15 protein-coding genes are annotated in these 19,844 nt (G+C 71.7%); 10 read left to right on the forward strand and 5 right to left on the reverse strand.

From position 1 onward, the window contains the following. The first annotated feature begins 95 nt into the window (after positions 1–95). Entirely contained in the window at positions 96–1,088 is a 993-nt protein-coding gene (locus MTF65_RS23450) for a TerC/Alx family metal homeostasis membrane protein (protein ID WP_243630889.1), read from the forward strand. Between the two features lie 15 nt (positions 1,089–1,103). Here the strand turns inward: MTF65_RS23450 and MTF65_RS23455 are convergent, their stop codons facing one another. The 3 genes from MTF65_RS23455 to MTF65_RS23465 all read right to left on the reverse strand — a co-directional run bounded on the left by MTF65_RS23455 (position 1,104) and on the right by MTF65_RS23465 (position 3,945). After that, positions 1,104–2,423 carry an MFS transporter gene (locus MTF65_RS23455; protein WP_243631009.1) on the reverse strand — a complete coding sequence of 440 codons (1,320 nt, stop codon included), beginning with the start codon at positions 2,421–2,423 and terminating at the stop codon, positions 1,104–1,106. A 165-nt stretch (positions 2,424–2,588) separates the two neighbouring features. Further along, positions 2,589–3,245 (reverse strand): MBL fold metallo-hydrolase, encoded by a 657-nt coding sequence (locus tag MTF65_RS23460; protein WP_243630890.1) that lies wholly within the window; start codon positions 3,243–3,245, stop codon positions 2,589–2,591. 10 nt (positions 3,246–3,255) lie between these two features. Then, positions 3,256–3,945: a maleylpyruvate isomerase family mycothiol-dependent enzyme gene (locus tag MTF65_RS23465; RefSeq protein WP_243630891.1), complete on the reverse strand. Its 690-nt coding sequence runs from the start codon at positions 3,943–3,945 to the stop codon at positions 3,256–3,258. Positions 3,946–4,133: 188 nt separating this feature from the next. Between MTF65_RS23465 and uvrA the strand changes: the two genes are divergently transcribed. Then, entirely contained in the window at positions 4,134–7,106 is a 2,973-nt protein-coding gene (gene uvrA / locus MTF65_RS23470) for an excinuclease ABC subunit UvrA (RefSeq protein WP_243630892.1), read from the forward strand. Positions 7,107–7,320: 214 nt separating this feature from the next. Here the strand turns inward: uvrA and MTF65_RS23475 are convergent, their stop codons facing one another. After that, entirely contained in the window at positions 7,321–8,199 is an 879-nt protein-coding gene (locus MTF65_RS23475) for a carbohydrate kinase (RefSeq protein WP_243630893.1), read from the reverse strand. 74 nt (positions 8,200–8,273) lie between these two features. Here MTF65_RS23475 and MTF65_RS23480 point away from each other — a divergent pair, with 74 nt between their 5' ends. Then, complete coding sequence (locus MTF65_RS23480) at positions 8,274–8,732, forward strand: Rieske (2Fe-2S) protein (protein ID WP_243630894.1); 459 nt, start codon at positions 8,274–8,276, stop codon at positions 8,730–8,732. A gap of 23 nt (positions 8,733–8,755) precedes the next feature. On the opposite strand, the gene MTF65_RS23485 is transcribed toward MTF65_RS23480, so the two are convergent. Beyond that, positions 8,756–9,691 (reverse strand): hypothetical protein, encoded by a 936-nt coding sequence (locus MTF65_RS23485; protein ID WP_243630895.1) that lies wholly within the window; start codon positions 9,689–9,691, stop codon positions 8,756–8,758. 227 nt (positions 9,692–9,918) lie between these two features. Between MTF65_RS23485 and MTF65_RS23490 the strand changes: the two genes are divergently transcribed. The 7 genes from MTF65_RS23490 (at position 9,919) to MTF65_RS23520 (ending at position 19,786) form a co-directional block, all read left to right on the forward strand. Further along, positions 9,919–10,518 (forward strand): papain-like cysteine protease family protein, encoded by a 600-nt coding sequence (locus MTF65_RS23490; RefSeq protein WP_243630896.1) that lies wholly within the window; start codon positions 9,919–9,921, stop codon positions 10,516–10,518. A 5-nt stretch (positions 10,519–10,523) separates the two neighbouring features. Continuing rightward, positions 10,524–11,378 (forward strand): hypothetical protein, encoded by an 855-nt coding sequence (locus MTF65_RS23495; RefSeq protein WP_243631010.1) that lies wholly within the window; start codon positions 10,524–10,526, stop codon positions 11,376–11,378. Positions 11,379–11,637: 259 nt separating this feature from the next. Next, positions 11,638–13,644 carry an excinuclease ABC subunit UvrC gene (gene uvrC, locus MTF65_RS23500; protein WP_243630897.1) on the forward strand — a complete coding sequence of 669 codons (2,007 nt, stop codon included), beginning with the start codon at positions 11,638–11,640 and terminating at the stop codon, positions 13,642–13,644. Beyond that, positions 13,641–14,642: an RNase adapter RapZ gene (gene rapZ, locus MTF65_RS23505; protein WP_243630898.1), complete on the forward strand. Its 1,002-nt coding sequence runs from the start codon at positions 13,641–13,643 to the stop codon at positions 14,640–14,642. Before uvrC ends, rapZ begins: the two co-directional genes overlap by 4 nt. Next, positions 14,639–15,694, forward strand: a complete 1,056-nt coding sequence (gene yvcK / locus MTF65_RS23510; protein ID WP_374207286.1) for a uridine diphosphate-N-acetylglucosamine-binding protein YvcK — start codon at positions 14,639–14,641, stop codon at positions 15,692–15,694. The genes rapZ and yvcK overlap by 4 nt, the downstream gene beginning before the upstream one ends. Further along, positions 15,685–16,680 carry a DNA-binding protein WhiA gene (whiA, locus tag MTF65_RS23515; RefSeq protein WP_037792880.1) on the forward strand — a complete coding sequence of 332 codons (996 nt, stop codon included), beginning with the start codon at positions 15,685–15,687 and terminating at the stop codon, positions 16,678–16,680. The genes yvcK and whiA overlap by 10 nt, the downstream gene beginning before the upstream one ends. Positions 16,681–16,825: 145 nt before the next feature. Then, positions 16,826–19,786 carry a M14 family metallopeptidase gene (locus tag MTF65_RS23520; protein WP_243630899.1) on the forward strand — a complete coding sequence of 987 codons (2,961 nt, stop codon included), beginning with the start codon at positions 16,826–16,828 and terminating at the stop codon, positions 19,784–19,786. Positions 19,787–19,844 lie beyond the last annotated feature (58 nt).

Genomic DNA, 19,844 nt, shown 5'->3' on the forward strand with positions numbered 1-19,844 from the left:
CCGGCCCACGGCCTCCAGGTCGCCCGGGTGGAAGAGACCTCCGGCAGCCATGACGCTGACGAAGTGCTGAGCCATCTGCCGGAGGCCTGAAAACAGTGGATGTTTCGTTGACCCTCTGGATGCTGACCGTTCTCGGTCTGGGCATCCTCATCGGCGCCGATTTCCTCATCGGCCGCACACCCCATGACGTGTCCGTGAAGGAAGCCGGCATCTGGACGGTCGTCTGGATCGTCCTCGCCGCGCTCTTCGGCCTCGGCCTGCTGGTCTTCGGCAACGGCCAGGCCTCCCAGGAGTTCTTCGCCGGCTTCATCACCGAGAAGTCCCTGAGCGTGGACAACCTCTTCGTCTTCGTCCTGATCATGGCGAAGTTCGCGGTGCCCTCCCACCTCCAGCAGCGCGTGCTGCTCGTGGGCGTGCTGATCGCCCTGGCGCTCCGCACGATCTTCATCGCGGCCGGCGCCGCGATCATCACCAGCTTCTCGTGGGTCTTCTTCCTCTTCGGCGCGTTCCTGATCTACACCGCCTGGAAGCTGATCCAGGAGGCCCGCAAGGACGAAGGGTCCGCCGAGGAGGAGTTCGAGGAGAACCGCCTCCTCAAGTCGGTCGAGAAGAAATTCGGCGTCGCCGACCGCTACCACGGCACCAAGCTCTTCATCCGGGACAACGGCAAGCGCGTCCTGACCCCGCTGATGGTCGTCATGCTCGCCATCGGCACCACCGACGTGCTGTTCGCCCTGGACTCGATCCCCGCGATCTTCGGCCTCACCCAGGACCCGTACATCGTCTTCACCGCCAACGCCTTCGCCCTGATGGGTCTGCGCCAGCTCTACTTCCTCATCGGCGGCCTGCTCAAGAAGCTGGTCCACCTCAGCTACGGCCTGTCCGTCATCCTGGGCTTCATCGGCGTCAAACTGGTGCTGCACGCCCTGCACGAGTCCGGGGTCCACGTCCCGCAGATCTCCATCCCGGTCTCGCTGGGCGTCATCTGCGGCGTCCTGGTGATCACCACGATCACCAGCCTGACGGCCTCGAAGAAGCAGGCGGCCGCCGACGAGACCGGCGCCCGCCGGGAGACCATCGACGCGTAACGCGGTCCTCGGGGACTACGCGGGGGCGGCCGCTTCGGCCGCCCCCGTTACCGTACCCGCGTCCGCGTCCGCCGTCCGTGCCTGTACGACCGCCGGATTGGTCTCCGGCAGCAGCGCGAAGCACACCAGACTGGTCAGGGCGACGCCGGTCAGGTACACCGCGACGCCCCACGGCGGACCGGAGCCGTCCGCCAGGGCCGTCGCCACGATCGGGGTCAGCGCACCGCCCAGGACCCCGCCGAGGTTGTAGCCGACGGCGGCGCCCGTACAGCGGATCCGCGGGGCGTACAGCTCCGGGAGGTACGCGCCCACCACCGCGAACATCGCGACCATGCCCAGCAGCGCGCCGACGCAGCCCAGGGTCATCAGCAGCGGGTCGGCCGTGCGCAGCAGCGCCACGAAGGGGAACATCCACAGGGCGCAGGCCGCACAGCCGGCCAGGGACACCGGACGCCGCCCGTAGCGGTCGCCGAGCAGCGCCATCAGCGGGGTCGCCAGGCCCTTGAGCGCGACGGCCGCCATGACGCAGGCGAGCATGACCGTGCGGTCCACGCGCAGGTGCTCGGTGGCGTAGGCGAGGGACCAGGTGGTGACCGCGTAGAAGACGGCGTATCCCACGGCGAGGGCCCCGCCGGTCAGCAGGAGCAGCCGCCAGTGGCCCCGTACCACCTCGGTCAGGGGCGCCTCGGCCCGTCGGCCGGTCTCGGCGAGAGCGCGGAACTGCGGCGTCTCCTCGACCGACCGCCGCAGCCACAGCCCGGCGAGCGCGAGCAGCCCGGCCGCCCAGAACGGCACCCGCCAGCCCCAGGACGTGAACTGCCCGTCGGTCAGGTTCGCGGACAGGCCGAGCATCAGGCCGTTCGCCAGCAGGAAGCCCACCGCCGGGCCGGCCTGCGGGAAGCTCGACCACAGCCCGCGCCGGCCCTCGGGTGCGTGTTCGGCGGTCAGCAGCACCGCGCCGCCCCACTCGCCGCCGAGGCCGAGCCCCTGGAGGAAGCGCAGCAGGAGCAGCAGGACCGGCGCGGCCACGCCGATCGAGCCGTACGAGGGCACGCAGCCCACCGCCACCGTGGCCAGGCCGGTGAGCAGCAGGGAGCCGAGCAGTACGGGACGGCGCCCGTAGCGGTCGCCGATGTGCCCGAAGACGGCCGAGCCCAGGGGCCGGGCGAGGAAGCCGACGCCGAAGGTGCCGAAAGCGGCGAGGGTCCCGGCGAGCGGGGAGAAGGACGGGAAGAAGAGCGGGCCGAGCACCAGGGCGGCGGCCGTGCCGTAGACGAAGAAGTCGTAGAACTCGATGGCGGTGCCGGCGAGGGAGGCCGAGGCGAGCCGCAGCATCGAGGGGGCGCGCGAGGAGTCCGATGAGGCAGGGGCGGTAGGGGCGGGGTCGTATCGCATGGTGCAGCAACTACCCCGCCCCGTACCTCCAGGACGTGCGTTCGGCCGTCATCGACCGGAAGGAGTGCGGTCCTTCACGGTGTTGACGGCCGGATCGGCCGAGACCTACCAGCCGCGCTCGCGCCATTCGGCCAGATGCGGCCGCTCGGCGCCGAGGGTGGTGTCGTTGCCGTGCCCCGGGTAGACCCAGGTCTCGTCGGACAGCTGATCGAAGAGCTTGTGCTCCACGTCGTCGACGAGGCGGGCGAAGGCCTTCGGGTCGCCCCAGGTGTTGCCGACGCCGCCCGGGAAGAGGCAGTCGCCGGTGAACACGTGGGCGTGCCCGTGCGGGTCGTCGTAGATCAGGGCGATCGACCCGGGGGTGTGCCCGACCAGGTGGCGGGCGGTGAGCTCGACCCGCCCGACGCGGATGGTGTCCCCGTCCGCCACGAGCACGTCGGTCGCCACCGGGATGCCCTCGGCGTCGTGGGCGCCCGCGTAGGTCCGCGCGCCGGTGGCCGCGACGACGTCCGCGAGCGCGCCCCAGTGGTCGCCGTGCCGGTGGGTGGTGACGACGGACGCGATGCCGTCGTCACCGATCAGCCGCAGCAGGGTCTCCGGCTCCGCGGCCGCGTCGATCAGCAGCTGCTCGTCGGTGGCCCGGCAGCGCAGCAGGTACGCGTTGTTGTTCATGGGGCCCACCGCGACCTTGGAAATCATCAGGTCCGGGAGTTCGTGCACGTCGGCCGGACCGCCGACCTTGACCGCTCCGCTGTACGTCATGAAACCGATCCTAGAGCGGGGGGAGGGCCGGGAGGGGCCCGCCGGCGGTGGTCAGGGAAGCGCCCTTGTCGGCGCGGCCGGCCAGCCAGGCCAGCAGCCCGGCGGCGGTGCCGGACACGGTGACGGCCGGGTCCCCGGCGGAGCCGGTCCGCCAGCCGCGCCCGTCCGCCGCGACCAGGGCGGTCGGCGGGACCTCGGGGCGCCCGGCCCAGCGGTCGGCGAGGAACTCGATCTCCCGGCCGGTGAACTCGTCCGGGAGGTCTTCGAGCTCGTAGCCGATGTTCAGGTCGACGTGGTGGAGCTCGACCTCGACGAGCCGGCGGAACGGCACGTTCGAGGCGAGGTCGGTGACCCCGTTGCGCAACTCGACGGTGCGGGACCAGTCCTGGTCCGCGCCCTCCTGGGCCAGGAAGCGCTCGCTGGTCTCCCGTAGGTCGGCGAGCTGGACCTCCAGCGGGCGCGAGGAGTCTCGCTCGATGTCGCGGTCGCGGGCCTCGGCGCTCGCGTACATGGGGCGGCCCTCCAGGACGTTCACGAGGGCGTCCGCGTTGCGGGCGAGGTGGGCCAGGATGTGGCCCCGCGTCCAGCCGGGGAGATGTGACTCCTCGGCCAGGGCGGCGTTGTCCAGTTTCGCGACGGCGGTGAGCAGTCGGTCGGTGGCCTCACGTACAGATCGCAGGTCGTGCACATGATCAGTCATGGGTCCGAGCCTAGTGCTCCCGGGCCTCCCGCCACACGATCGGGTGAAGCGGTCTGCGGAGTGCCGTAAATCGAATGCGCGTGCTATACGCTCGGAAGTCCACTCTCCAACTCCATCGCAGAGGCGGCCCCCCTACCCTGGGACGGGGGCCCCGTGCCCCCGCTCTCTCAAGAAAGGTGCGGACCGGCGTGACCGACCGTCTCATCGTTCGTGGCGCTCGCGAGCACAACCTCAAGAATGTCTCGCTCGACCTGCCCCGCGACTCACTCATCGTCTTCACCGGACTCTCCGGGTCGGGCAAGTCCTCCCTGGCCTTCGACACGATCTTCGCCGAGGGCCAGCGCCGCTACGTCGAGTCGCTCTCGTCGTACGCCCGACAGTTCCTCGGGCAGATGGACAAGCCCGACGTCGACTTCATCGAGGGCCTCTCGCCGGCCGTCTCGATCGACCAGAAGTCGACCTCGCGCAACCCGCGCTCCACCGTGGGCACCATCACCGAGGTCTACGACTACCTCCGCCTGCTCTTCGCCCGCATCGGCAAGCCGCACTGCCCCGAGTGCCGCCGGCCGATCTCGCGGCAGTCGCCGCAGGCGATCGTCGACAAGGTGCTCTCGCTGCCCGAGGGCAGCCGCTTCCAGGTGCTCTCGCCGCTGGTGCGCGAGCGCAAGGGCGAGTTCGTGGACCTCTTCTCCGACCTCCAGACCAAGGGCTACAGCCGCGCGCGGGTGGACGGGGAGACCATCCAGCTCTCCGAGCCGCCGACGCTGAAGAAGCAGGAGAAGCACACCATCGAGGTGGTCATCGACCGCCTCACCGTCAAGGACAGCGCCAAGCGCCGGCTCACCGACTCGGTGGAGACCGCGCTGGGCCTCTCCGGCGGCATGGTGATCCTGGACTTCGTCGACCTCGCCGAGGACGACCCCGAGCGTGAGCGGATGTACTCCGAGCACCTCTACTGCCCGTACGACGACCTGTCCTTCGAGGAGCTGGAGCCGCGCTCCTTCTCCTTCAACTCGCCCTTCGGAGCCTGCCCCGAGTGCACCGGTATCGGTACGCGCATGGAGGTGGACCCGGAGCTGATCGTTCCGGACGAGGACAAGTCCCTGGACGAGGGCGCGGTCTCGCCGTGGTCGCTCGGCCACACCAAGGACTACTTCCAGCGGCTGATCGGCGCGCTCGCCGGGGAGCTCGGCTTCCGTACGGACATCGCGTGGGCGGGGCTGCCGCTGCGCGCGAGGAAGGCCCTGCTCTACGGGCACAAGACGCAGATCGAGGTCCGCTACCGCAACCGGTACGGGCGGGAGCGGGCGTACACGACGGCCTTCGAGGGTGCCGTGCCGTTCGTCAAGCGGCGCCACGCGGAGTCCGAGAGCGACGCCAGCCGCGAGCGCTTCGAGGGCTACATGCGCGAGGTGCCCTGCCCGACCTGTGAGGGCACCCGGCTCAAGCCGGTCGTGCTCGCGGTCACGGTCATGGAGCGGTCCATCGCCGAGATCGCGGCGATGTCGATCAGCGAGTGCGCGGAATTCCTGGGCCGGCTGAAGCTCGACGCCCGCGACAAGAAGATCGCCGAGCGGGTCCTCAAGGAGGTCAACGAGCGGCTCCGCTTCCTCGTGGACGTCGGCCTGGACTACCTCTCGCTGAACCGCGCCGCGGGCACCCTGTCGGGCGGCGAGGCCCAGCGCATCCGCCTGGCCACGCAGATCGGCTCCGGCCTCGTCGGCGTGCTGTACGTACTGGACGAGCCCTCCATCGGCCTGCACCAGCGGGACAACCACCGGCTGATCGAGACGCTGGTGCGGCTGCGGGACATGGGCAACACGCTGATCGTCGTCGAGCACGACGAGGACACCATCAAGGTGGCCGACTGGGTCGTGGACATCGGCCCCGGCGCGGGCGAGCACGGCGGCAAGGTGGTGCACAGCGGCTCGCTGAAGGAGCTGCTGAAGAACACCGAGTCGATGACCGGGCAGTACCTGTCGGGCAAGCGGTCCATCGCGATTCCGGACATGCGCCGGCCCGTGAACGGGGAGCGGAAGCTGACCGTCCACGGCGCCCGGGAGAACAACCTCCAGGACATCGACGTGTCCTTCCCGCTCGGCGTGCTCACGGCGGTGACGGGTGTATCGGGCTCGGGCAAGTCGACGCTGGTCAACGACATCCTGTACACGCACCTGGCGCGCGAGCTGAACGGCGCCCGGTCGGTGCCGGGGCGGCACACCCGGGTGGACGGGGACGACCTGGTCGACAAGGTCGTCCATGTCGACCAGTCGCCGATCGGGCGGACGCCGCGGTCGAACCCTGCGACGTACACCGGTGTCTTCGACCACGTGCGCAAGCTCTTCGCGGAGACCATGGAGGCGAAGGTGCGCGGCTACCTGCCGGGCCGCTTCTCCTTCAACGTGAAGGGCGGCCGGTGCGAGAACTGCTCCGGTGACGGCACGATCAAGATCGAGATGAACTTCCTGCCGGACGTGTACGTCCCGTGCGAGGTGTGCCATGGCGACCGGTACAACCGGGAGACGCTGGAGGTGCACTACAAGGGCAAGTCCATCGCGGAAGTCCTGAACATGCCGATCGAGGAGGCGCTGGACTTCTTCGAGGCGGTGCCGACGATCGCGCGGCATCTGCGGACGCTGAACGAGGTCGGGCTGGGGTACGTCCGGCTCGGGCAGTCGGCGCCGACGCTGTCGGGCGGTGAGGCGCAGCGCGTGAAGCTGGCGTCGGAGCTGCAGAAGCGTTCGACGGGGCGGACGGTGTACGTGCTGGACGAGCCGACGACGGGTCTGCACTTCGACGACATCTCGAAGCTGATCAAGGTGCTGTCGGGGCTGGTGGACAAGGGGAACTCGGTGATCGTCATCGAGCACAACCTGGATGTCATCAAGGTGGCCGACTGGGTCATCGACATGGGCCCGGAGGGTGGCTACGGGGGCGGGCTCGTCGTCGCCGAGGGCACCCCGGAGCAGGTCGCGTCGGTGGGCGCGAGCCACACGGGCAAGTTCCTGCGGGACATCCTGGGGGCGGAACGGGTCTCCGACGCGGGGTCGCCTCCGGCGGTGGTCGCGGGAAAGAAGCCCCTGGCTGCCAAGAAGGCCGTGGCCGCCAAGAAGGCCGCTGCCCCGGCCAAGAAGACGACGGCGCGGGCCCGTAAGGCGTAGCCCGGCCTGATCTTGCGCGACGAAGGGGCCCGCCCGGCGGCGGGGCCCCTTGCGCACGCGGCGCCGTTCCCTGGGGCTCTGCCCCCAGACCCTTCCCCCAGCTACCGCTGGGGGAAGGGTCTGGGGGCAGAGCCCCAGGAGCTTGGTCGGAGCCGGGGTCAGGAGGCCACGCCCACCGCGCGGCCCGTGGCGGTGGCCCGGACCCTGTGGGCGGCTATCGGTTGAGCTCCGCCGCGTACGGCGGCTCCGCGCCCGCCCGGGTGCAGGTCAGGGCCGCCGCGTGCGCCGCGTACCGCAGGACGTCCGGCCAGTCCACCGGGCCCCCCCGCGCCCCCGAAAGCCGGTGCAGCAGGGCGGCGTTGACCGTGTCGCCCGCGCCGATCGTGTCCGCCACGGCGACCCGGCGGGACGGCACCGAGTGCTCCGCGCCCTCCCGGGTCCAGACCGTCAGGCCCCCGGCTCCCCGGGTGAGCACCACCGCCGAGGGCCCCGCGGCCAGCCAGTCGCAGACCCGCCCGCCGAGCCAGGCCGCGTCGTCCTCCGACAGCTTGAGCACGGACACGTACGGCAGCCAGCCCAGGAAGCGCGACCGGTACGCCGCCGGATCGGCGATCAGCGCCGGCCGGATGTTCGGGTCGAGCAGGGTCAGCAGCCCGCGCTCCGACTCCCGGCGCAGCAGGGCCTCGTAGGCGCTCGCCCCCGGCTCCAGCACCAGCGAGCAGGTCCCGAGCGCGAGGGCCCGTACACCGGCCGGCAACGCGGGGGGCAGGGTGAACAGCCGGTCCGCCGTGCCCTCGACGTAGAAGCCGTACGCCGCCGAGCCGTCCCGGCTCAGCGAGGCCACGGCCAGGGTGGTCGGCTCGGGCCCGCGCTGGACCAGCGACAGGTCCACCCCGGCGCCCCGCAGCCCGGACAGCAGGCCCTCGCCGAAGCCGTCCGCCGAGACCCGGGAGCAGAAGGCCACCTCCGCGCCGAGCCGGCCCAGGGCGAGTGCGGTGTTGTACGGCCCGCCGCCCGGCCGTGGCAGCAGGGCGCCCGGCGGCTCCGCCACGGGCACCAGGTCGATCAGGGCTTCTCCGGCGACGACGATCACGCGGGGGAAAGTACCCCATCCGGCGGCGGTATCGTCGGGTGGGCCGAGCCAAGCCGTCACGCCAGGAGATCCGCATGTCCGCGTCGCAGTCCTCCCCCAGCTACCGCCGGGAGGTGCCCCCGGCCCGCCGTACCGTGCTCAAGGGCGCCGCCGCCCTCGCCGGGGCCGCCGGGGCCGGGCTGACCCTCGCGGCCTGCTCCACCGAGACCAACAGCGGCGCCGGCTCCCCGGCGGTCCCGGCCGAGCCGGTGGAGCTGGGCGCCGCGACCGAGGTCCCGGTCGGCGGGGCCAAGCTGTTCCGCGAGCGGAAGCTGATCGTCAGCTGCCCGGCGGAGGGCCAGTACAAGGCGTTCAGCGCCCAGTGCACGCACGCGGGCTGCGTCCTGGACAAGATCGTCGAGGGGGAGGGCAACTGCCCCTGCCACGGAAGCCGCTTCGACGCGGCCACCGGCAAGGTGCTGCGCGGCCCGGCCACCGACCCGCTGCCCGCCGTCCCGGTCCGGGCCGAGGGCGGCAAGCTCATCGCCGGCTGACGGCGGTCCCCGAGAAACACCCCCTAGTCCCAGTCCCAGGCGATCCCCAGGAGCCCGCGCCGCACCGCGGGCTCCACCAGGTGCACGGCCCGGTGCCGCCCGCTCGGCGTGAGGTCGGCGAGCCCGCCGCGCGGCGCACCCGGGCCGGTCCGGCTGAACCGCCGGCAGCGTACCGGCAGGGCCGCCTCGTCGAAGCGGACCTGGAGCACGTACTGGCCGCCGCTGTAGCTGAAACCCCGGACGTACTCGGTGCAGCGGCCGCCGGTGCCGTCCTCGAAGCCGTAGCCGAAGACGTACGTGTCCCCGGCGCGAAGCCTGGCGTCGAAGAGCAGCTCCGCGACCAGCACCTCGGCCTCCCGGTGCCACCGGACGCGCCCGGTCCGGCAGTTCTCCTCCGCCCGCACCCGGACCCGGGCCGGGTCGCAGCCCGGATCTCCGTGGTGGACGGCGAGGTACCGGTCGACCCCGTCGCGGTGGGCCCGTACCACGTGCTGCGAGCTGCGGCCCAGCAGCTCGCCGCCCGCCCCGACCCGCACCCGCTCGTGGTGGCCCACGGTGTGCAGGCCTCCGTCGGTGGGGAGTTCCATCCCGGCCAGCAGCTCCTCCACCGCCGCGCCCACGCTGACCAGTGCCCGGTACGACCGGGCCGGCGGGCGGAGCGTCCCGGGCCGGGCGCCGTCGGGGGCGGCCAGCAGGCGCAGCAAGGTCCCCTCGGGCAGTTCCAGGATCTGCTCCAGCGCCCGTACGGCCCTCAGGGACTCCGGGCGGCGCGGCCGCCGGGCGCCCTGCTGCCAGTAACTGAGGCTGGTCACACCGACCTTGATGCCGCGTGCCGCGAGCCGGTGCTGCACCCGGTGCAGGGGCAGCCCGCGGGCGGTGAGCGCGGCGCGCAGGGCCAGGTGGAACGGTCCGCCACGCAGCAGCTGTCCGAGTTCGGTCTGGTCGCCGGGCCGTCGCATGGCGACTCCTCTGTGAACATTCACACGCACCGGGTGGGGGCCGGGCCGATGACTCCGGGGGGCCAGGTGGAACGCTGGCAACCGTTCACACCGCAGACCCACCGTTCACACTGCAATGTCACGGCGTATTGAAGCCGGTTGACCTGATCGCGACAACTCCCCGATGCTCCTCCACAGCGTCCGGACGCGCTCCTCCACCCCCACATCCCCACGTCGGGAGGAACGCGATGCGCCACCCCAACCGGCGGCTTTCCCCAGCCGCCGCCTTCGTCACCGCCCTGCTCCTCGCCCTGTCCCCGGGCACCGGCACGGCAACCGCCGCCGACGCCGGTACGGACTCCGTCCTGGCCTACAAGCGTCTGGACATCACCATGCAGGCGCAGCAGAAGACCAACTGGTGCTGGGCCGCCGGCGGCAACACCATCGCCACCTGGTTCGGCCGGAACTACACCCAGAACCAGTTCTGCAACGCCGCCTTCAACCGCCAGCAGGGCTACGACTGCCCCAACAACCAGGCCACCCTCGGCAACGTCCAGACCGCCCTGGACTGGGCCGGCATCAACTCCGGCTCCTACGTCAGCGGATGGCTCCGCTACCCGACCGTCCAGACCGAGATCAACGCCAACCGGCCCGTCGAGACCCGGATCCAGTGGTCCAACGGCGGCGGGCACATGCACGTCGTCTACGGCTACGACACCGCCGGCAGCTGGGTCTACTGGGGCGACCCCTGGCCCTCCAGCGACCGCTACAACTGGGCCTCGCACGCCTGGTACGTGGACAACAGCACCTTCTCCTGGACCCACTCGCTCTACCGGATCGGGGCGTGACCGCCATGAGGACGCCCGCTTCCGCCGCCGCGGTGCTCGCCGCGGCCGCCGCCAGCGTCGCCACCGTCGCCACCGCCGTCATCGTGCTGGCCCCGCCGGCCGTCGCCGCCACCGCGGCCCCCGTGCCCGGGCCGCGGTCCGCCACCGCCGAGGACAGGGCGGAGGCCGCGCGGGCGGCCGCCGCCCCCGAGACCCTGGCCACGCTCTCCCGGTTCTTCGCCCGTGAGGGCAAGGTCTCCGCGACCGCCGCGCGGCCGCGGGTGGCGGGCGAGGCGATACCGGTGCACTACCTCTCGCCGGACTTCGTGGCGGGGAAGGCCGGGGCCCCGGTCGCCCGGCTGGAGTTCCTCGCCAGCGAGGCGGTCTCCTCCGACGGGCAGCGCGCGGCGCTGTGGACCGCCGAGACCGGGGCGGGCTGGCAGGTCGTGAACATCGCGACCGGCGATGACGAGTTCCGCTACGCGCAGCTCGGCGCGGCGAAACTTCCCGGCGGGGTGGTGTTCCGGGAGCCGCAGATCGACGCGTGGTACGTGGCCGAGGGCGGGCGGGTCCTGCCGTTGGACGAGGACGCCATACGAGCCGTGGGCGACGGGACCAGCCTTGTCGCGTACCGGGCGCGGGTGGTGAAGGCGTACGGGGACAAGCTCCCCGGCTCGGCCTACGCCAAGGCCGGCGAGGCGGGCGGCTTCAGCGACGAGACCACCGTGCCGGCTGCGGCGGAGCAGGGTGTGCCGGTGACTTCCGGCGCCGCCGTGCCGCCTGCGGCGGGGCTCGGTGTGCCGGTGATGGCCGCCGGTGCGGTGGCGCTCGGGGTGACCGCCGCCGTACGGAGGTCACGCCGGGGCCGCGTGGAGGCCTGACCTACGCTCCCGGCGGGCGGCGAGCTGCACGCGCCCCCCGTCGTAGTCGGTCCCGCTGCGCGGAGCTGTCCCCGACCCGCCCTTTCACCGTTCCTCCCCCAGCTACCGCTGGGAGGTACCCCCAGGGGCTCCGCCCCAGACCCCGCGCCTCAAACGCCGGCGAGGCTGATTTTCAGCCTGCCGGCGTTTGAGGGCAGGCCCCGGCGTCGGGGTCGAGGGGTACGGTTCGTTGTCGGTCCTCGCCAGTAGGGTGGAAGGCATGGCCGACCCTTCCAGCTATCGCCCCGAGCCGGGCCAGATTCCTGACTCCCCGGGCGTCTACAGGTTCCGCGACGAGCACCGCCGGGTGATCTACGTCGGGAAGGCCAAGAGCCTGCGCCAGCGCCTGGCCAACTACTTCCAGGACGTGGCGAGCCTGCACCCCCGTACCGCCACGATGGTGACCACGGCCGCCTCCGTCGAGTGGACCGTGGTCTCCACCGAGGTCGAGGCGCTCCAGCTCGAATACTCCTGGATCAAGGAGTTCGACCCCCGGTTCAACGTCAAGTACCGGGACGACAAGAGCTACCCCTCCCTCGCCGTGACCATGAATGAGGAGTTCCCGCGCGTCCAGGTCATGCGGGGGCCCAAGAGGAAGGGCGTGCGCTACTTCGGTCCGTACGGGCACGCCTGGGCGATCCGCGAGACCGTTGACCTGATGCTCCGGGTGTTCCCGGTACGGACCTGCTCCGCGGGCGTGTTCAAGCGTTCCGCGCAGATCGGCCGGCCCTGCCTGCTCGGCTACATCGGCAAGTGCTCCGCGCCCTGCGTCGGCCGCGTCACCCCCGAGGAGCACCGCGAACTGGCCGAGGACTTCTGCGACTTCATGGCCGGCCGCACCGGCACCTACCTCTCCCGGCTGGAGAAGGAGATGCACGAGGCGGCCGAGGAGATGGAGTACGAGAAGGCCGCCCGGCTGCGCGACGACATAGGGGCGCTGCGCCGCGCCATGGAGAAGAACGCCGTCGTGCTCGCCGACGCCACCGACGCCGATCTGATCGCGGTCGCCGAGGACGAGCTCGAAGCCGCCGTGCAGATCTTCCACGTGCGCGGCGGCCGGGTCCGCGGCCAGCGCGGCTGGGTCACCGACAAGGTCGAGGCCGTGGATACGGCCGGCCTCGTCGAGCACGCCCTCCAGCAGCTGTACGGGGAGGAGAAGGGCGAGGCGGTCCCCAAGGAGGTACTGGTCCCGGCGCTCCCCGACGACGCGCAGGCGCTGAGCCAGTGGCTCGCCGAGCGGCGCGGCGCCCTCGTCAGCCTGCGGATTCCGCAGCGCGGCGACAAGAAGTCCCTCATGGAGACCGTCCACCGCAACGCGCAGCAGTCCCTCGCCCTGCACAAGACCAAGCGCGCCAGCGACCTCACCACCCGCTCCCGGGCCCTGGAGGAGATCGCCGAGGCGCTGGAGCTGGACAGCGCCCCGCTGCGCATCGAGTGCTTCGACATCTCCCACCTCCAGGGTGACGACGTCGTGGCCTCCATGGTCGTCTTCGAGGACGGGCTGGCGCGCAAGAGCGAGTACCGGCGCTTCCAGATCAGATCGCATCCCGGGCAGGACGACGTCCGCTCCATGCACGAGGTGGTCTCCCGGCGCTTCAGGCGCTACCTCCAGGAGAAGCTGAAGACCGGGGAGTGGTCCCCCGGGGACGGGGAGGACCCGGTGGAGGAGGACGGGCGGCCCAGGCGGTTCGCGTACCCGCCGCAGCTCGTCGTGGTCGACGGCGGTCAGCCGCAGGTCGCCGCCGCCAAGCGGGCCCTGGAGGAGCTCGGGGTCGATGACGTGGCCGTGTGCGGCCTGGCCAAGCGGCTGGAGGAAGTCTGGCTGCCCGGCGATGACGACCCGGTCGTGCTGCCCCGCACCAGCGAGGGCCTCTACCTGCTCCAGCGCGTACGTGACGAAGCCCACCGGTTCGCCATCCAGTACCAGCGCAACAAGCGCGGCAAACGGCTGAAGTCCGGCCCGCTGGACGAGGTGCCCGGCCTCGGCGAGAGCCGCAAGCAGGCCCTGATCAAGCATTTCGGTTCGGTGAAGAAGCTGAGACAGGCGACAATCGACCAGATCTGCGAGGTCCCGGGGATAGGCCGCAAGACGGCCGAGACCGTGGCCGCGGCCCTCGCCCGGGCGGTCCCCGCCGGCCCTGCCGTCAACACGGCGACAGGAGAGATCATTGAGGATGAGACGCCCGCGCATGCGGGAACATCGTTCGAACGGGGGACCGAGCAATGACCGAGCACGAGACCGCGCACGACCGAGACACCGCGCACGACCGAGAAGCCGCGCACGACCGAGAAGCCGCGCACGACCGAGACGGAGCACAGGTGAGTACGGGCACGACAGTGGAGCCCGGCGAGGCCGCCGAGGCAGCCATCCCCGAGCTGGTGATCATCTCCGGTATGTCCGGAGCCGGCCGCAGTACGGCGGCGAAGTGCCTGGAGGACCTCGGCTGGTTCGTCGTCGACAACCTTCCGCCGGCCCTGATTCCCACCATGGTGGAGCTGGGCGCCCGCTCCCAGGGCAACGTGGCGCGCATCGCCGTCGTCGTCGATGTGCGCGGCCGCCAGTTCTTCGACGCGCTGCGCGAGTCCCTCGCCGACCTGGAGGCCCGCGGGGTCACCCGGCGCATCGTCTTCCTGGAGTCCTCCGAGGACGCGCTGGTGCGCCGCTTCGAGTCGGTCCGCCGCCCGCACCCGCTCCAGGGCGAGGGCCGCATCGTCGACGGCATCGCCGCCGAGCGCGACCTGCTGCGCGAGCTGCGCGGTGACGCCGACCTGGTGATCGACACCTCCAGCCTCAACGTGCACGAGCTGCGTGCCAAGATGGACGCCCAGTTCGCGGGCGACGAGGAGCCCGAGCTGCGGGCCACCGTCATGTCCTTCGGCTACAAGTACGGCCTGCCCGTCGACGCCGACCTCGTCGTCGACTGCCGCTTCATCCCCAACCCCCACTGGGTTCCCGAGCTGCGCCCCTTCACCGGGCTGAACCCGGAGGTGTCGGGCTACGTCTTCAGCCAGCCCGGCGCCAAGGAGTTCCTCGATCGCTACACCGAACTGCTCCAGCTCATCGCCACCGGCTACCGCCGCGAGGGCAAGCGGTACGTGACCATCGCGGTCGGCTGCACCGGCGGCAAGCACCGCAGTGTGGCCATGTCCGAGAAGCTCGCCGCCCGCCTCGCCTCCGAGGGGGTCGAGACCGTCGTGGTCCACCGGGACATGGGGCGAGAGTGACCGGACGGAGCCTGCGGCTGCGCCGCTTGCGTCGGCTCACCACAGGCCGGGGCGACGACGGCGGCGGCCGCACCGGCCGCCGCCGCGGCGCGGCACCCAAGGTCGTGGCGCTCGGCGGCGGGCAGGGCCTCTCGGCCTCCCTCACCGCCCTGCGCAGGATCACCGGTGAGCTCACCGCGGTGGTCACCGTCGCCGACGACGGCGGCTCCAGCGGCCGGCTCCGCGAGGAGCTCGGCGTGCTCCCGCCCGGCGACCTGCGCAAGGCACTGGCCGCGCTGTGCGGGGACGACGACTGGGGCCAGACCTGGGCCCGCGTCATCCAGCACCGCTTCCAGTCGGCCGGCGACCTGCACGAGCACGCGGTCGGAAATCTGCTGATCGTCGCCCTGTGGGAGCAGCTCGGGGACCCCGTCCAGGCCCTCGACCTGGTCGGCAGGCTGCTCGGCGCGCAGGGCCGGGTGCTGCCCATGTCCGCCGTGCCGCTGGAGCTCCAGGCCCTGGTCAAGGGCCACGATCCGGCGCGCCCGGAGGACGTGGACACCGTACGGGGGCAGGCCACGGTGGCCCTCACCCCCGGCGAGGTGCTCTCCGTACAGGTCGTGCCCGGCAACCCGCCGGCCGTGCCGGAGGCCGTCGCGGCCGTCCTGGACGCCGACTGGGTGGTACTCGGTCCAGGGTCCTGGTTCTCCTCCGTCATCCCGCACCTGCTGGTGCCGGAACTGCTCGACGCGCTGATCGAGACGAAGGCCCGGCGGGTGCTCTCGCTGAACCTCGCTCCGCAGCCCGGCGAAACAGAGGGCTTCTCTCCGCAGCGTCATTTGGAGGTTTTGGCCCGACACGCCCCTAAACTCGCCCTCGACGTGGTGCTGGCCGACGAGGCCGCCGTGCCCGACCGCGAGTCCCTCGCCGATGCCGCGAAACGGTTCGGTGCGGCGGTCGAGCTGGCGCCGGTGGCCGGGCAGGACGGCAGTCCGAAGCATGATCCGGAGCTGCTGGCCGCCGCGTACGACCGTATTTTTCGGATGCATGGAAGGATCGGCCCATGGCGATGACGCCCGCGGTGAAGGATGAGATTTCCCGCCTCCCCGTCACCCGGACCTGCTGCAGGAAGGCTGAGGTCTCGGCGATTCTTCGTTTCGCGGGCGGGCTGCACCTGGTGAGCGGCCGCATCGTCATCGAGGCGGAGCTGGATACGGGGATCGCGGCCAGACGCCTGCGCAAGGACATCCTGGAGATCTTCGGCCACTCCTCCGACCTGGTGGTCATGGCGCCCGGCGGACTGCGCCGCGGCAGCCGGTACGTCGTCCGCGTCGTGGCGGGCGGTGACCAGCTGGCGCGCCAGACGGGGCTCGTGGACGGCCGCGGCCGTCCGATCCGAGGTCTTCCCCCGCAGGTGGTCTCCGGGGCCACCTGCGACGCGGAGGCCGCCTGGCGCGGCGCCTTCCTGGCCCACGGTTCGCTCACCGAGCCGGGCCGGTCCTCCTCGCTGGAGGTCACCTGCCCCGGTCCGGAGGCCGCCCTGGCCCTGGTGGGCGCCGCCCGTCGGCTCTCCATCGCCGCCAAGGCGCGCGAGGTGCGCGGTGTGGACCGGGTCGTGGTCCGCGACGGCGACGCGATCGGCGCCCTGCTGACCCGGCTCGGCGCGCACGAGTCGGTGCTGGCGTGGGAGGAGCGGCGGATGCGGCGCGAGGTCCGCGCCACCGCCAACCGCCTGGCCAACTTCGACGACGCCAATCTGCGTCGCTCGGCACGCGCGGCGGTGGCCGCCGGAGCCCGCGTCCAGCGTGCCCTGGAGATCCTCGGTGAGGAGGTCCCCGAGCACCTCGCGGCGGCCGGCCGGCTGCGCATGGAGCACAAGCAGGCCTCCTTGGAGGAACTCGGCGCGCTCGCCGACCCGCCGCTGACCAAGGACGCGGTCGCGGGCCGGATCCGCCGGCTGCTGGCGATGGCCGACAAGCGGGCCCAGGACCTCGGCATCCCCGGTACCGAGTCGAACCTCGACCTCAGCGAGGAGCTGGCCGACAACATGGCCGGCTAGCCGCGGAGCGCCGTACCGCTGGGAAGGGGCCCGTGCGAGTGATCGCGCGGGCCCCTTTCGGCATGCCCCATTGACATGGGCATGGACTGATCGTGAGCCTGTCGTGCGAACGCTTTGGTGGCACTGACGACGCCCAGGGGGGCATATGAGGCACCGCGCGAGATCGATCCTCGCCGCAAGCGCACTCGTCTTCGGAACCACACTGGCCGCGCTTCCCGTCGCGGCCGGGGCCCAGCCATCGTCCGGTACCGCGTCCGACGCCGACGAGGTACGGGTCTACGACGCCGACATCACCCGTGAACAGGTCCCGCTCGTCCTCGCCGCCGGCCAGGACGCCCACGAACTCTCCGAGCGCGCCCCGGAGTCCGGGACCGCCAAGGTCGAACTCTTCCTCACGGGTGGCCAGGCCAAGGACCTCGCCGCCCAGGGCGTCAAGCTCGCCGAGCGAAAGGTTCCCGCCAAAGCCTCGGCCCGTTCGGAGGCCGCCGGCGACGGGGTCTTCCGCCCGTACAGCGGGAAGGGCGGCCTCCAGGAGGAGATCCTCCGGACCGCCCAGGAGAACCCCGGCCTCACCAAGGTCGTCTCCATCGGCAAGACCGTGCAGGGCAAGGACATCCTCGCCCTCAAGGTCACCAAGAACGCGAAGAAGACCCCCGACGGCGACAAGCCGTCCGTGCTGTACATGTCCAACCAGCACGCCCGCGAGTGGATCACCCCCGAGATGACCCGGCGGCTGATGCACCACACCCTGGACAACTACGGCAAGGACCAGCGGATCACCCAGCTGGTGGACTCCACCGAGCTGTGGTTCCTGCTCACCGCCAACCCGGACGGGTACGACTACACGCACGCCCCCGACGGCGAGCGGCTGTGGCGCAAGAACCTGCACGACAACAACGGCGACGGCAAGATCACCGCCGGCGACGGCGTGGACCTCAACCGCAACTTCGCCTACAAGTGGGGCTACGACAACGAGGGTTCCTCCCCCAGCCCGTCGAGCGAGACCTACCGGGGCCCCACGGCGTCCTCCGAGCCCGAGACCGTCGCCCTCGACGCGTTCGAGAAGCGCATCGGCTTCACGTACGCCATCAACTACCACTCCGCGGCCGAACTGCTGCTCTACGGCGTGGGCTGGCAGGTGGCCACCCCGACCCCGGACGACGTGGCCTACAAGGCGCTCGCCGGTACCCCGGAGCACCCCGCCGTCCCCGGCTACTACCCGCAGGTGTCCTCCGAGCTCTACACCACCAACGGCGAGGCCGACGGCCACGCCTCCAACGCCAACGGCATCATGATGTTCACCCCGGAGATGACCACCTGCCGGACGGCCTCCGCGATCGACCCGGACGACCGGTGGAAACCCGAGGACTGCGCCTCCGGCTTCAACTTCCCGGACGACGAGAAACTCATCCAGGCGGAGTTCGCCAAGAACATCGCCTTCGCGCTGTCCGTCGGCGAGAGCGCCGCGCGCCCGGACCGGCCGGTGTCCTCCGTGGGCCTGAGCGCCGCGGACTTCACCCTGGACCCCTTCACCACCTCCTACGTGGCCCGCGGTGAGGACCAGACCGTCTCCGTGACCGCCCGCAAGGCGCTCCGGGACAAGCAGCTGAAGTTCCGTATCAACGGCGGCCGCACGCACGACGACGGGCTCAAGGCCTGGAAGGGCGGCGACGTCTACGGCGGCGAGGACAACAACTGGTTCGACGAGTACCGCGCGAAGGTGGACGGCGCCAGGCCGGGCGACAAGGTCGAGGTGTGGTTCACCGGCCGCGACCGCTCCGGCCGGCAGGTCTCCAGCGAACACTTCACCTACACGGTGGCCCAGCGGCCGCGTGCGGACGTGCTGGTGATCGCCGAGGAGGGTGCCAAGGCCCAGCACGCCCAGACGTACGTGGACGCCCTGCGCGCCAACGGCAGGTCCGCGGCGGTCTGGGACGTCGCCACCCAGGGCGCCCCGCACCACCTCGGCGTGCTCTCCCACTTCCGTACGGCCGTCCACTCCACGGGCGCCAAGACCCCCGGCGGCGACACCCAGCTCGCGCTACGGGACTTCCTCAACGAGGGCGGCAAGCTGATCGAGGCCGGTGAGCTGGCCGGCGGCAACGCCCAGGTCGGCCGCGCCGTGACCAACGACTTCAGCCAGTACTACCTCGGCGCCTACAGCCGTACGAGCGTCAGCGGCGCCACCGGCTTCACCGGCGCGGGCACCCTGGCCGGGGCCAAGGGCGGCCTCGGCGACGCGGCGGGCAACCCGCTCGACGCCCCCGGCGCCTACACCGCGACCTCCGACACCCTCGCCGCGGCGCAGTTCCCGCAGTTCAAGAGCGCGCAGGCGGGCCAGTACGCCGGGGTCGTGAATCCGTACGCCCCCTTCGCCGGCACCGGGATGGCCTCGGCCACCCATGACGACAACGACTGGAAGCGGCTGGTCCGCACGATCGACCTGACCGGGGTCACCGCCGCCGACAAGCCGCAGCTGAAGATGGCCCTCAACTGGAACATCGAGGAGGGCTACGACCACGCCGCCCTGGAGGCGCACACGGCGGGCGCCGACGACTGGACCACGCTGCCCGAGGCGGGCGGCCTGAGCAGCCCGACCGTCCCCGAGGAGTGCGCGGCCGGGTTCTTCATGAACGGCCACCCGTTCCTGCGCCGCTACCTCACGCTCGACGCCGGCGGCTGCACCCCGAAGGGCAGCAGCGGCGCGTGGAACAGCTTCACCGGCTCCTCCGGCGGCTGGAAGCAGGTCTCCTTCGACCTGAGCGCGTACGCCGGCAAGAAGGTGGAACTCGCCCTGTCCTCCATCACCGACCCCGGCTCGGGCGGTCGCGGGGTCTTCGCGGACGAGGCGCGGCTGTCCGTGGGCGGCGCCGACCAGGCCGCGGAGGGCTTCGAGAGCTCGCTGGGCGGCTGGTCGGCCCAGGGCGCACCCGCCGGAAGCCCCGAGGTTCCCGGCGACTGGTCTCGCTCCGGGGAACTGTTCACGTCCTACGCGTCCATCACTACGGGTAACACGGTGCTCCTCGGGTTCGGCCTGGAACACCTGCCGGCCGCGGCCGATCGAGCCGTACTCGTCGGTAAGGCGCTCCGTTCGCTGAATCGTTGATCGGCGGCCCCGTCACCGCTCACCGTGGGTGACGAGGGCGAAGGTCCCCGGCGTCCTG

Source organism: Streptomyces sp. APSN-46.1, from assembly GCF_022815725.1.
Classification (GTDB): domain Bacteria; phylum Actinomycetota; class Actinomycetes; order Streptomycetales; family Streptomycetaceae; genus Streptomyces.

What these genes read in the sequence shown, in the direction of transcription:
- MTF65_RS23455 (WP_243631009.1), bottom strand. Translation starts at nt 2,423, where the DNA reads ATGCTGCGGCTCGCCTCGGCCTCCCTCGCCGGCACCGCCATCGAGTTC.
- MTF65_RS23520 (WP_243630899.1), top strand. Translation starts at nt 16,826, where the DNA reads ATGAGGCACCGCGCGAGATCGATCCTCGCCGCAAGCGCACTCGTCTTC.
- MTF65_RS23465 (WP_243630891.1), bottom strand. Translation starts at nt 3,945, where the DNA reads ATGACTGATCATGTGCACGACCTGCGATCTGTACGTGAGGCCACCGAC.
- uvrC (WP_243630897.1), top strand. Translation starts at nt 11,638, where the DNA reads ATGGCCGACCCTTCCAGCTATCGCCCCGAGCCGGGCCAGATTCCTGAC.
- MTF65_RS23490 (WP_243630896.1), top strand. Translation starts at nt 9,919, where the DNA reads ATGCGCCACCCCAACCGGCGGCTTTCCCCAGCCGCCGCCTTCGTCACC.
- whiA (WP_037792880.1), top strand. Translation starts at nt 15,685, where the DNA reads ATGGCGATGACGCCCGCGGTGAAGGATGAGATTTCCCGCCTCCCCGTC.
- MTF65_RS23495 (WP_243631010.1), top strand. Translation starts at nt 10,524, where the DNA reads ATGAGGACGCCCGCTTCCGCCGCCGCGGTGCTCGCCGCGGCCGCCGCC.
- MTF65_RS23480 (WP_243630894.1), top strand. Translation starts at nt 8,274, where the DNA reads ATGTCCGCGTCGCAGTCCTCCCCCAGCTACCGCCGGGAGGTGCCCCCG.
- MTF65_RS23460 (WP_243630890.1), bottom strand. Translation starts at nt 3,245, where the DNA reads ATGACGTACAGCGGAGCGGTCAAGGTCGGCGGTCCGGCCGACGTGCAC.
- MTF65_RS23485 (WP_243630895.1), bottom strand. Translation starts at nt 9,691, where the DNA reads ATGCGACGGCCCGGCGACCAGACCGAACTCGGACAGCTGCTGCGTGGC.
- rapZ (WP_243630898.1), top strand. Translation starts at nt 13,641, where the DNA reads ATGACCGAGCACGAGACCGCGCACGACCGAGACACCGCGCACGACCGA.